This is a genomic window from Pseudomonas sp. PsB (assembly GCF_043658375.1).
Classification (GTDB): domain Bacteria; phylum Pseudomonadota; class Gammaproteobacteria; order Pseudomonadales; family Pseudomonadaceae; genus Aquipseudomonas; species Aquipseudomonas putida_Z.
In genome coordinates, this window is sequence record NZ_JBIGLU010000031.1 from 15,644 (window position 1) to 28,243 (window position 12,600).

The 12,600-nt window shown below is 64.3% G+C and carries 10 protein-coding genes; all 10 read right to left on the minus strand.

Annotation, left to right across the window (positions count from 1 at the left end; all coding sequences use genetic code 11):
* Positions 1–213 (minus strand): hypothetical protein, encoded by a 213-nt coding sequence (locus tag ACGLHT_RS24885; protein ID WP_003259019.1) that lies wholly within the window; start codon positions 211–213, stop codon positions 1–3.
* Positions 210–680, minus strand: coding sequence for a hypothetical protein (locus ACGLHT_RS24890; RefSeq protein WP_003259020.1), 471 nt, complete (start codon positions 678–680; stop codon positions 210–212). Before ACGLHT_RS24890 ends, ACGLHT_RS24885 begins: the two co-directional genes overlap by 4 nt.
* 409 nt (positions 681–1,089) lie before the next feature.
* Positions 1,090–1,284, minus strand: a complete 195-nt coding sequence (locus ACGLHT_RS24895; RefSeq protein ID WP_137163435.1) for a hypothetical protein — start codon at positions 1,282–1,284, stop codon at positions 1,090–1,092.
* A gap of 178 nt (positions 1,285–1,462) precedes the next feature.
* The gene (locus ACGLHT_RS24900) at positions 1,463–1,867 is read right to left on the minus strand and encodes a TraR/DksA C4-type zinc finger protein (RefSeq protein ID WP_003259022.1); all 405 of its coding nucleotides are present in this window, start codon (positions 1,865–1,867) and stop codon (positions 1,463–1,465) included.
* Positions 1,868–2,436: 569 nt separating this feature from the next.
* A complete protein-coding gene (locus ACGLHT_RS24905; protein WP_013971834.1) occupies positions 2,437–3,210 on the minus strand; it encodes an enoyl-CoA hydratase in 774 nt (257 codons plus the stop codon).
* Between the two features lie 13 nt (positions 3,211–3,223).
* A complete protein-coding gene (locus tag ACGLHT_RS24910; protein WP_274079638.1) occupies positions 3,224–4,351 on the minus strand; it encodes an acyl-CoA dehydrogenase in 1,128 nt (375 codons plus the stop codon).
* Positions 4,352–4,359: 8 nt separating this feature from the next.
* Positions 4,360–5,553: an acetyl-CoA C-acyltransferase gene (locus ACGLHT_RS24915; protein WP_137163434.1), complete on the minus strand. Its 1,194-nt coding sequence runs from the start codon at positions 5,551–5,553 to the stop codon at positions 4,360–4,362.
* Between the two features lie 11 nt (positions 5,554–5,564).
* Positions 5,565–6,332, minus strand: coding sequence for an SDR family NAD(P)-dependent oxidoreductase (locus ACGLHT_RS24920; protein WP_013971831.1), 768 nt, complete (start codon positions 6,330–6,332; stop codon positions 5,565–5,567).
* A 12-nt stretch (positions 6,333–6,344) separates the two neighbouring features.
* Positions 6,345–7,991, minus strand: a complete 1,647-nt coding sequence (locus ACGLHT_RS24925) for an acyl-CoA synthetase (protein ID WP_137163433.1) — start codon at positions 7,989–7,991, stop codon at positions 6,345–6,347.
* Positions 7,992–8,113: 122 nt separating this feature from the next.
* Positions 8,114–12,544 carry a dermonecrotic toxin domain-containing protein gene (locus ACGLHT_RS24930; protein WP_274121020.1) on the minus strand — a complete coding sequence of 1,477 codons (4,431 nt, stop codon included), beginning with the start codon at positions 12,542–12,544 and terminating at the stop codon, positions 8,114–8,116.
* Positions 12,545–12,600 lie beyond the last annotated feature (56 nt).

A 12,600-nucleotide genomic window follows, 5' to 3' on the forward strand; every position in this document is an offset into this window, starting at 1 on the left:
TCACCCTTGGGCCAGGCGCTGCAGCTCGCGCCGGACCATGGCCGCATAAGGCGGCGGGCCGAGGCGATACAATTCCCCTGCCACCCAGTTCAACCAGGCGCCCTGCAACTCTTCGCGCCTGGCTAGCAAACGCTCGGCCTCGGCCACGGCATCCGCCTGATGCTGCCGATGGAACTCGGCACGCGTGGCGGGCGCGTCGTCACTGTGGGTCATTCACTGGCCTTGAAGGTGGTCAGCTCACCTTTGCGCCATTTGGCAACCTTGCCGGTCACCGCCTTGAGCAACTTGCCCAGGCCTTCCTGTACCTGTTGCTGAGCGGCGAACACCAGCATCACACCGTGGCCTTCACGGAACACGATGCCCTCGCCTTCGGGCACCGAGACGAAGGCATAGTCGCCCACGCCATACACGTTCAGCTTGATTTCGCGAAAGCGCATTTCCAGTTTGCCGCCTTCGCGGCTGGGCAGTACGGCGGCGCGAAAGTGGTCGCCCACCTTCAGTTCCAACCGCTGCTTGTCATCGACGACCAATGCGCTTTCGGTGTCGATTTCGGCCATGTACAGGCCTTCGGGACTCTGTTCGGTGACATAGACAAAGCGGCCCTGGAACAGCTGGGCCAATTTACCGCGCAAGTCGCCCAGGGCGAACAACGCATGGGTATCAAGAGTGCTGACTGCCAATGAAGTAATCCTCAACCGGTTACAACCCGCCCTCACCCAAGCTCGGTGAGGCACGGCCATTTCTTATCGATAGGCGAAAAGAGTAATGAAGCGATATGCGAAATGTCTGTGCACGCTGGCGATGCAGCGTGCAGGAATCTTTACTCTGGCTTGCCAGATCTGGCCTCAAATACAGGCTTTCGGCATATTCCCGATTCGGGAAGCGTAATATCTGACAGCAAAACCGCCAGAAAAGATGCGGCAGGCGATGCCAGAGCGCACGTGAGAACGGGCCCTGCAATCCATCAGCGCATTACTGGGGGAAGAATATGCACGAAAACACCGAAATTCGTCGAGAGGCAAAGTACATTTCTTACAGAGGAACGCCCTGAACGACACCCTGTTCGCTCGTCGGCAGCACTCACTGCACTCAAGCCGCCAGGCCCTTCTTCAACTGCTGCTGCCAGGCCGCCTGGCACTCCAGCGCTTCTTCACGGGTGGCGAATGGGGTACCACGGCGTTCGCCATTGACCAGCACCACCCAGCAGATGCGTTTACCCAGCGCACGCAGTATGGCGGGCACACCCGAACCAATCATCACGGCTACATCGACCCGGCTATTCATCATTCCCTCCGGAATTTAATTAGCACCCTAACGATGAAGCCATGATACGCCTGCGTACGGCGCGGAAACAGCGCATCCCGGTACAGCAGTGTTACGTGCGGGGCAACAAAACCGCGGCCGGCAAGAAACGCAAAAAGCCCCAGGGATCGCTCCGTGGGGCTTGGCACACCGCGCGGAGTTACACCTGGCGCTGGTGGCGGTCGAGCTGCTCGTGGCGCTCCTGGGCTTCGATGCAGTACTTGGTGGTCGGGCTGATCAGCAGACGCTTCAGGCCGATTGGTTCACCGCTGTCATCGCACCAGCCGAAGCTTTCGTCGGCAATACGGTCCAGGGCCATTTCCAGCTGCGGCAGCAGGCGCTGGTCGCGGTCGATGGCGTTCACCAGCCAGCTACGCTCTTCTTCGACCGAAGCCACGTCGGCAGGATCCGACGGGGTGTCCAGGCCTTCGATGGTGGCACGGCTCAGCTCGATGCGTTCATGGGTTTCGACTTTCATCGCCTGCAGCAGGCCAGCGAAGAAAGCCAGCTGGTCAGCGTTCATGTAGTCATCGGCCGACATGGCCAGCAACTGTTCCTTGGTCATCGATTTCTCTATGAAAAAATGTGCATTTGGGCGATTCAGGTGCCGCCGACGCCTTGACATCGGCAGCGGAATTCTTCAAGCGCCAACCGGCACTCTTTTACAGGGGGCGGCAGTCTAAGGCGCCGCGTCGCGTGGAGCAACTGCAATTGGGTGCGAATTTGCTTCCATTGCTCGGAATCCGCTGGTCGGTGCATGGATGGCTGGCCCTGGGAGAGGGGCCTGTGGGGCATGGGGGGATTGAGTAGGAGTCACCAATTGCTCGCCACAACATGTTCAGCGCCTGTGAGATCGAGCGCCGCCCGCGCGGCGCTTCGCAGCGCAAGGCTGCTCCTACATTTATTTCGGGCCAATTATTCCTGAGGCGAACGCGCGCGCCCCCTTGGTGTCCACCTCGATATCGTGTCGGACAAACAAGGCGGTCGCGCGCATTGGTACAGGCGTTACTGGCCCGAAACAGATGTAGGAGCAGCCTTGCGCTGCGAAGCGCCGCGTGGGCGGCGCTCGATCTCACAGGCGCCGGACCTCTCAAGGCATGCACCCAGAGGCCCAGCGCAAATCCACAACCAGAATCAACGATCCTTGAACTGCGCCTCGCGCTTGGCAATGAACGCAGCCATTCCCTCTTTCTGGTCTTCGGTAGCAAACGCCGCATGGAACACCCGCCGCTCGAAGCGCACACCCTCGCTTAGGGTGACTTCGAACGCACGGTTGACGCTCTCCTTGACCATCATGCTCACCGGAATCGACTTGCTGGCAATGGTCGCAGCCACCTTCAGCGCCTCTTCCACCAGTTCCGCCTGCGGCACGATACGCGCCACCAGGCCAGCACGCTCAGCTTCCTCAGCCCCCATCAGACGACCAGTCAGGCACAGTTCCATGGCCTTGGCCTTGCCCACCGCACGGGTCAGGCGCTGGGTGCCGCCCATGCCCGGCAGCACGCCAAGGTTGATTTCCGGCTGGCCGAACCTGGCATTGTCCGCCGCCAGGATGAAGTCACACATCATCGCCAGCTCGCAGCCGCCGCCCAGGGCAAAACCGGACACCGCGGCAATGATCGGCTTGCGCCGGTTGGCAATGCGGTCGGAATCGCTGAACAGGTCGTCAACGTAGATTTGCGGGTATTGCAGCTCGGCCATTTCCTTGATGTCGGCACCAGCGGCAAAGGCCTTGGCGGAACCGGTCAGCACCACGCAGCCGATGTTCGGATCGCGCTCGAGCTGGTCCAGGGCCTGGTTGATCTCGCCGACGATCTGCGCGTTCAGCGCGTTCAGCGCCTGCGGGCGGTTGAGGGTAATCAGGCCGACCTTGCCGTGGATGTCCAACAGGATGGTTTCGAATGCCATGCAGTCTGCTCCTTCAAAGATTGCGCGCAATGACCATGCGCTGAATGTCGCTGGTGCCTTCGTAGATCTGGCAAACCCGAACGTCGCGGTAGATCCGCTCCAGCGGGAAGTCACTCAGATAGCCATAACCGCCCAGGGTCTGCAAGGCATCCGAACAGACCTTTTCGGCCATTTCCGAGGCAAACAGCTTGGCCATCGACGCTTCCACCAGCGCCGGGCGCCCGGCATCGCGCAGCGCGGCGGCGTGCAGCACCATCTGCCGGGCCACGGCAATCTTCGTCGCCATGTCGGCCAGGCGGAAGGCCACCGCCTGGTGCTCGATCAGCGCCTTGCCGAAGCTCTGCCGCTCGTTGGCGTAGTCGCGCGCCACTTCGAACGCCGCGCGGGCCATGCCCACCGCCTGCGAGGCGATGCCGATGCGGCCGCCTTCGAGGTTGGCCAGGGCGATTTTGTAGCCCTCACCTTCGGCGCCCAGGCGGTTGGCTACCGGCACACGCACATTATCGAAAACGATCTGGCAGGTATCGGAGGCGTGCTGGCCGAGCTTGTCCTCGACCCGCGCCACATGGTAGCCCGGCGAATCGGTGGGCACGATGAAGGCACTGATGCCGCGCTTGCCGGCGTCCGGGTCGGTCACGGCAAACACGATCACCACCCCGGCGTTCTGCCCGGAGGTGATGAACTGCTTGCTGCCATTGAGCACGTAGTGGTCGCCGTCCAGACGTGCACGGGTCTTCAGGCTGCTGGCGTCGGAGCCTGCCTGCGGTTCGGTCAGGGCGAAGGCGCCGAGCATCGCACCGCTGGCCAACGGGGTGAGGAACTGCTCCTTCTGCTGCTCGCTGCCAAAACGCAGGATCGGCACACAGCCCACCGAGTTGTGCACGCTCATGATGGTCGAGCAGGCGCCGTCACCGGCGGCGATTTCCTCCAAGGCCATGGCATAGGCCACGTAGCCGGTGTCGCTGCCGCCCCACTGCTCCGGCACCAGCATGCCGAACAGGCCCAGCTCGGCCATCTCCTCGATGGCCTCCTTGGGGAAGCGGTGTTCCTTGTCCCATTGCTCGGCAAACGGCTTCAGGCGCTCCTGGGCAAAGGCGCGTACCGCGTCGGCGATCTGTTGTTGCTCGTCAGTTACCAGCATGGTTCACCTCAGTACAGGCATTCGACAGCCATGGCCGTGGCCTCGCCACCGCCGATGCAGATGGCCGCCACGCCACGGCGCAGGTTGTTCTGGCGCAGGGCCGACAGCAGGGTCACCAGGATGCGCGCGCCGGAAGCGCCGATCGGGTGGCCGAGGGCACAGGCGCCGCCATGGATATTGACCTTGTCGTGCGGCAGGTCGAGGTGCTTCATCGCCGCCAGGGTGACCACGGCGAAGGCCTCGTTGATCTCGAACAGGTCGACCTCGGCCAGGTTCCAGCCGGTGCGTTTCATCAGCTTGTCGATGGCACCGATCGGCGCGGTCGGGAACAGTGCCGGGGTGTCGGCAAAGGCGGCGTGGCCGTGGATCACCGCCAGCGGCTTGAGGCCGCGCTTGTCGGCTTCGGAGCGGCGCATCAGCACCAGCGCCGCAGCACCGTCGGAAATCGAGCTGGAGTTGGCGGCGGTCACCGTGCCGCCTTCGCGGAAGGCCGGCTTGAGCTGCGGGATCTTGTCCAGGCGCGCCTTGGGCGGTTGTTCGTCGTCCTTGATGACGCGCTTCTCCTTGCCCTCGGTAACCTCGACCGGCACGATCTCGGCAACAAAGCGACCACTCTTGATAGCGTCCTGGGCGCGGGTCAGCGAGGCGATGGCGAACTGGTCCTGGGCTTCGCGGCTGAAGGCATTGGCCTGGGCGCAGTCTTCGGCAAAGGTGCCCATCAGGCGGCCCTTGTCGTAGGCGTCTTCCAGGCCGTCCATGAACATGTGGTCGATGATCCTGCCGTGGCCCATGCGGTAGCCGCCCCGGGCTTTGTCCAGCAGGTACGGTGCGTTGGTCATGCTTTCCATGCCACCGGCCACCACCACATCGGCGGTGCCGGCCAGCAGCAGGTCATGGGCCATGATCGCCGCCTGCATGCCCGAACCGCACATCTTGTTCAGGGTGGTGCAGGTGGTGTGCTTGTCCAGCCCGGCGCCCAGCGCGGCCTGGCGTGCCGGTGCCTGGCCCTGGCCAGCCGGCAGCACGCAGCCGAACAGCACCTGCTCGACACTGGCAGCATCGATGCCGGCGCGCTCCACGGCACCACGGATGGCGGCGCTGCCCAGCTGCGGCGCGGTCAGGCTCTTGAGGTCGCCCTGCAGGCCGCCCATGGGCGTGCGCACGGCACTGACGATAACGATCGGGTCATTGGCGAGGGTCATGTTCGCTCTCCTTACTTGGCAGCCATGCGCAGTGCACCGTCGAGGCGGATCACCTCGCCGTTGAGCATGCTGTTCTCGATGATGTGGCGGGCCAGCGCGGCGTACTCCTGCGGGCGCCCCAGGCGCGGTGGGAATGGCACGCCGGCGGCCAGCGAGGCGCGTACTTCCTCGGTCATGCCGGCCATCATCGGCGTTTCGAAGATGCCCGGGGCGATGGTCATCACACGGATGCCGAAGCGCGCCAGTTCGCGGGCAGTCGGCAGGGTCAGGCTGGCGATGGCGCCCTTGGAAGCTGCGTAGGCAGCCTGGCCGATCTGGCCGTCATAGGCAGCGATGGAGGCGGTGTTGATGATCACCCCGCGCTCCCCCCCCTCATCGGCAGCCCCTTCGGCCATGGCCGCGGCGGCCAGGCGCAGCAGGTTGAAGCTGCCGATCAGGTTGACGTTGATGACCTTGGCAAAGCTGGCAAGGCCATGCGGGCCCTGCTTGCCCAGCACTTTCTCGGCACCGACGATGCCGGCGCAGTTGACCAGCCCGTGCAGGCTGCCAAAGGCGCTGACGGCCGCATCGACCGCCGCCTGGGCGGCCTGCTCGTCGCTGATGTCGGCCACCGCGAAACGGGCGTTTTCGCCCAGTTCGCGGGCCTTGGCTTCGACGGCCTGGGCATTGAGGTCGACCAGCATGACCTTGGCGCCGGCCTCGACCAGCATCTGCGCGGTGGCAGCACCCAGCCCGGAGGCAGCGCCGCTGACGATGAAGTGTTTGTTGGCTATTTGCATGATCGGTTCCTTTCAGGCGCTGGCAGGGGTGGCCTGTTGCGCTTGTTGTTTGGCGACTTCCTGGTTGCGCAGGATGAAGCGTTGCAGCTTGCCGCTCGGGGTCTTGGGCAGCTCGCTGACGAATTCGATTTCCCTTGGGTAGGCATGGGCGTACAGGCGCTGACGCACGTGCTGGCGCAAAGCTTCTTCAAGCTCGGCGCTGCCCTGGTAACCGCTGGCCAATACCACGAAGGCCTTGATCAGCTCGGTGCGCTCCGGGTCCGGTTTGCCGATCACCGCCGCTTCGATCACCGCCGGGTGCTCGATCAGTGCGCTTTCCACGTCGAACGGGCCGACCCGGTAGCCGGAGGTGGTGATCACATCGTCGCTGCGGCCGACGAAGCTGATGCTGCCGTCCTGGTTCAGCTCGACGGTGTCGCCGCTGAGGTAGTACTTGCCGACGAAGGCTTTGGTCGGCAGGCCGTGGTAGCCCGCGAACCAGCACAGCGGCGACTGCTCGCGGTCGACCGCGAGGATGCCCGGCTGGCCGGCGGGCAGTTCGTTGCCCTGCTCGTCCAGCACCACAATGCGGTGGCCGGGGATGGCAAAGCCGGCCGAGCCGAGGTGTACCGGGTGCTGCAGGCCATGGTGGTTGCACAGCACCATGCCCAGCTCGGTCTGCCCGTAGTGGTCGTGGATGGTCACGCCCAGTTCGTCGGCGAACCAGCGGATCACTTCCGGGTTGAGCGGTTCGCCGGCACTGCTGACCACCCGCAGGCGGCCCTTGATCGGTGCCGAGAAGTCATCCCCGGCGGCAATCAGCAGGCGGTACGCGGTGGGCGAGCCGGCCAGGTTGGTGATGCCCAGCTTGTCGATCACCCGTGCGCAACTTTCAACACTGAACGGGCCATCGTAGAAGGTGGTGGCATGGCCCAGTGACAGCGGGCCGGTGACCGCGTAATACAGGCCATAGGCCCAGCCCGGGTCGGCCAGGTTCCAGAAGTTGTCCTCGGGGCGCAGGTCGATGGCATCGCGCATGTAGCCCTGGAACGCGACGATGGCACGCAGCGGCACTTCCAGCGGTTTGGCCGGGCCGGTGGTGCCGGAGGTGAACATCAGCAGGAACGGGTCGTTGCCCGAGCGCATGACCGGCTCGCATTCGTCTGCGGCATTGTCCAGGCACTGCTGGAAGTCCAGCTCGCCACTGCGGGCATTGACGGTGATGATGGTCGGGCAGGCGTGCACATCGTCCAGCTTGGCGCGGTTGTGGCTGTCGGTGACGACCACGCGGGCGTGGGACTGCTCCAGGCGATGTTCGATGGCCTTGGGGCCGAACGCGGTGAACAGTGGCTGGTACACCGCCCCGAGGCGCCAGGTGGCGAGGATGGTGACCAGCAGTTCGGGGGTGCGCGGCATCAGCCCGGCGACCCGATCACCCGCACCCACGCCTTGCGCTTGGAGCACATTGGCGAAACGGGCAGCCAGTGTTTGCAACTGATCGAAGCTCAACCGCGCACTCTTGCCCTCGCGGTCTTCCCAGACCAGTGCGGTCTTGCCCTCACCGGCATGGCGGTCGCAACATTCGACACAGGCATTGAGGGCTTCGAGGTTGCCATGCAGCGCCGCAGCAGCAGCCTGGCCATGGTCGAACGCACGAGCGGCCTCGGTGTAATCGCGCATCGTCGGACTCCTGGTTTCTTGTTTTTGGAGTTGAACCATCGGTCCGACGATGTTCGCGCCGCGCTGGCGTCGCGGCAATGGCCTAAGTTGTCAAACTGGATGACCGGTTTGGCCGGTGGCCATCAGCCCGGTGCGCGCTCCAGGCTGATCACGTAGTGCTCGGTCAGTTGCAGTTGCAACTCCAGCCGATCGGCCTGCAGCTGCGCATCCAGAGCCTGTTCCTGGTTCAGATACTGTGCTTCACCCAGTTCATCGCGCCTTACCGCCAGTGCCGCCCGCTGCTCCGCAGCGAGTTGCTCAAGGTCATTGAACGGCCGGGCGAAGCGCTGTTGCAAAAAGCGCTGCCAGAATGCGCGCGTGCACAGGTTTGCGACTACATCAACGAGAACGTTCGCCCTTTCCACGGCCGCCTCTGCCGCCTGCAGCCGATGCTCGCTCAACCCTACGGCGGCGGCCCTGAGGCGCATTCTGGCAGGCTGGAACGGCAAACTGAGCCTGGTGCGCAAGCGCACCCTGTAGCGCATTGCCAACGTCGCCAGTACTGCCGGTTCGGCGAAGCCTTCAAGATTTTGCCGCTCGGCCTCGACATACTCGTCAAGGCGGTCCAGACGGTGCAAGGCGCGCCCCAACGCCAGCGACTTCGGACCATGGATCTGAACACCATCGCCTGCCGCGTCGCGCTCGGCATGCAGACGCAGCAGTCGGCTGAACAGTTCGATGGCACCGTTGTCATCCATTACCACATCGTCGGCCGCCAGTTGCACCTGGCGAGCGAATTCGGCGTCTGTCTCCATCATCGACAGGCACTTCCAGCACATGCGCAACAGATAGGCCCTGGGCCAGCTGAAGTCCGCCAGGCCTTGCAGAAGCTCCAGCAGATCGAACAGGCGGGCATTTTCGTCCCGGGTGCTCAGCCGGTCCCAAAGCTCGCCACGCCCTTGGCTGGCGGAGTCGGAACCGACCCACCAGGCGCGGCCGATCTCTTCCTCTGGGTCCTCCAGCAGCGGCTCCAAGGCATAGAGCTTGCCGTAATCGGCCATGCTCAGGCGGTTGCCATCGACCAGGATGCGCTGGCGAAACTCCAGCGGCATGGCCAGCACGCCGTCAGGCACACCCCGCAGGAAATTGTCACGCAGGTCGGCTCGTTGCAGGAAGCCACACAGCTCGAGCCCTCTGGGCCACTCGCTGAGCCCGCAGCGGCGCAAATTCAGCTCGATCAGATGAGGCAGGTGATGGAAGCGCATTTCGTACACCCCCAGCGGGCTGTTGTAGCTCAGGTCGAGGTGGCTGAGCAGCGGCAACCCGTTCAGTGCTTCGATGGCATGGGCATCCAGGCGAATGCGGTTATGCCCCAGGCGCAACCGGCGCAGGTTGGTCAGGTAGCCAAGCCCGCGCGGGCAGCGCAACAGCTGGTTGTGGCTCAGGTCCAGCTCCTGCAGGTAGGTGAATGCCCGCAGAAACTCCTCGTTCACCACCCCGATGGACGTCTCGCTCAGTACCAGGGTGGTGACGTGATAGAAATCGATAGGCGCGGGCATGACCGGCAACGAATCCGTTGGCAGATCATTCAGCACCAGGCGCAGCCCCTGGCGCCTGCCGTCACGGTCGACCACCACATCGTCACCAAGCGCCTGCCAGGCACGCCGTAATCGGTCGGCGAACAGCTGGCGTCGCGCCCGCAAAGTGTCACTCAGCGCAGCCGACACCCAACCATTGAGCGCGCGGTCCAACTGCTCAAAATCGTCCTGCAGCGCCAGGAGCGCATCGGCGACCGACACATTCTGCAGCAGCCAGCGGTCAACTTGCGTTTCCAGCGAATCGCCCAGCCCCGGGAAGAACTGCCTCAGGCCGGCCCGCAGCTGCTCCCTGGGTGTGGTGGGCGGTGATGCGCGCCCACTGAGCAGGTAGCCGACACGGCCATCGGCGAGGCGCTGCCCGGGGTTGAACCAGCGCTCTGTCGGTGCCCAGCCCAGCATGCGGGCGATTTCCTCATGGGTGCCCAGGTGCGCCATGAGCTTCTCGCGCAGGCGCTCGGCATTGGCGTTCTCGGCCAGGCCCAGACGGCCCAGCAGGCTGCGCGATTCGAGCGCGGCCAGCACGGCCTGGAAGATGCACGAGGAAGCAGGCGGCTGCATCGCGAGTTTTCGGCCCTGCCCGTCATACAAGGCAAAGACCCCTTGCTCACGCACCAGCACCCGCTGCTCGGCCGCATCGCCAACCGAACCGATGCGTTTCAACGCCACGGCATCCGCAGCAGCATTGCTCAACGCCAGGCTGAACGCATCAATGGCCTCGACATTCAGCAATGCCAGCACCAACATGCCCGTTTCGTCGCTATATGCACTCGGCAGATAAAACCCTGCCAGCGCCCTGCTCACCTTCGCCTGCGAGCACAACGACCTGGCCTGGGTGGCCAGGCTTTGCGGCAACTTTCCACCACTGACGAACAGCTGGCGAGCCTCGTGACTTGCTCGGTCAGCCAGATCGCGCGCATAGGGCTCAGGCAGCCCCAGCGCCATCAGCGGCTTGAGCAAAGGCTCCGCCGATTCGGGCAGGCGTGTCAGCCGTGCGAACAGCAGGTCGCTCGACCTTGGCCGGTCCGCCAGCACTGCGGCACGCCCTTTTACGCCGCCCGGTCGGGACTCGCACCAGGCCAGCAGCTGCAAGTCCTGATCGGAGACAGTGTCGCGTTCCAGGTTGCGGAAGAACGTGTCGATCCGGGCATCGGCATCGAATGCCCTGAGGGTTTCCCGCAAGGTGGCAGGCGTTCGCCGGTTTTCCACCAGCAGGCCGCGCAGTTCGTCCTCATCGATGCCGGCCATGCGCAAGATCCGCTGCGCCTGCTGGTTATCGAAAGGTTGATCGCGCGGCCAAAGGGTATCGAGCATTTTCGCAGGGTCGCGCCAACACTGCGGCTCATCATGCATCAGGCGCCAGCTGCGTTCGCCATTGTGCAGCACGACCGGGCCGTACGCCTCTTCGCGACCGGGGTGGCGCAGACGCCAGGGGCCATCGGGGTCAGGCCGATGAACTTCGTAGAAGACCCCGTCGGCCTTCATCCAGCGGCGCTCGCCATCGGCATAGGCCCCGTCCGCACCCAAGGTGATCGTTTCAGGGGTCGAGGCAAAGGCTGCCAGATCTCGGGACCACAAACGCCCCGCCCCATTGGCGAGCCTTACCGGCTCCAGCGCCGCGACAAACGCGCTGCGCACGAAGGTGACGCCCACCACAGTCGCGGCGGTGCCCGCCAGTATCTCGGCAACCCCCAGCATGTGCTCCAGCGCCTCGTGCTGATGGCCTCGCAACCAGTCCTGCGTGCCCTCGAAAACCTCCGAGAGGGTCTGGGCCACCAGTTGCCCGAGCAGCAAGCCGCCCACCACCGGAATGAACAGCCCAGCGAGGTTGAGCACATCGAGACCGGCGGCCTTCCACGCCTCATGCCGCTCACGCGATGCGGCTTCATCGGCATCGGCAGTTGCCACCAGCAACAGGCGGCCATCCTGCTTCACCCGGTTGGTCTGCTGTGCAGTCAGCGCCTGGAAAATGTCATGCTGTGGCACGCTGCCATCGAGTTCCAGGTCCGGCTGATCATCCTTCAGGCGGGCCTGCAGCTTGTGCATGAACCCGGCACGCTGATCCAGGCCGATCAACTGGCTGAACGCCTGGCGATAGGGTTCATGGCGCAGCTCGGCCACCAGCGCGCTGTTGATCGAGGCATGGCTGTCGAAGTGTCGCAACGCCTGTACCGGGTCGCTGGGCAGGTAGAGCACGCCGCCCTGCGTTTGCCCATGCGTGTCGCGAAGTTGAATCCACACACCATCCGCCACTGGGCAACCGAGGGCTTCGAGCAGGCCCGGGTGGCCCGTGAGGCTGGCGGATCGCCGATCCGCGGGTTTATCCACCAGGGCTTGCAATGCCTCCTTGACCGGCTCGGTGATCTCGCCTTTCAGCGCGGCAACCTCCACGGCCAGACGCAGCCCGGAGCGCTTGTCTTCACACAAGATGCGCTGTGCCGCGGCATCGAATGTGCGGTCCAGCTCCTGCTGGTACAGGCGCCCGGCATCGAGCTTGCGGCACGCCTCGACCAGTTCATCGGTGCCTCGCGAAAGTACCCGTTCCTGCCCCGGCGCGACCAACCCGGTTCCCAGGTAGAAATCGTTGCTGGCGGCAAAGTTGCGCATCAGGCGGAGCAAGCCGTTTTCACGCCGTTGCCCGTAAGTGGGAAATTGCAGCTCTGCGCCGGGCGTGGACGAGAAACGATGGGAAACCTCCAGCCACTCCAACTGCCAGAACGCTACGTCGCCCGGCAGCGGCTCGCGCAACAAACTGGCGAATTGCCGTTCGGCGAACTGCTGCGGTGACGGCAGCGCCAGGGTGATCCCGCGCAACCGGGCCTGGGTGGCATGATGGGCTTCCAGGCTTTCGCGCAAGGTGCGTATCTGGCTTTGCGTGGCCTGTTTGAGCCAGGCAGGCAACCGGTCACCGATGAAACCGTCGTGCAAGTGGCTGGAAGACGCAGAGGCGGGCTGTGGTGCGTGTGGTTCGCGGGTCATGGCAGGTCCCTGGATGGCTGTCGAAAGCCACGCATGGTGTGCAACCTGCCAGCGCT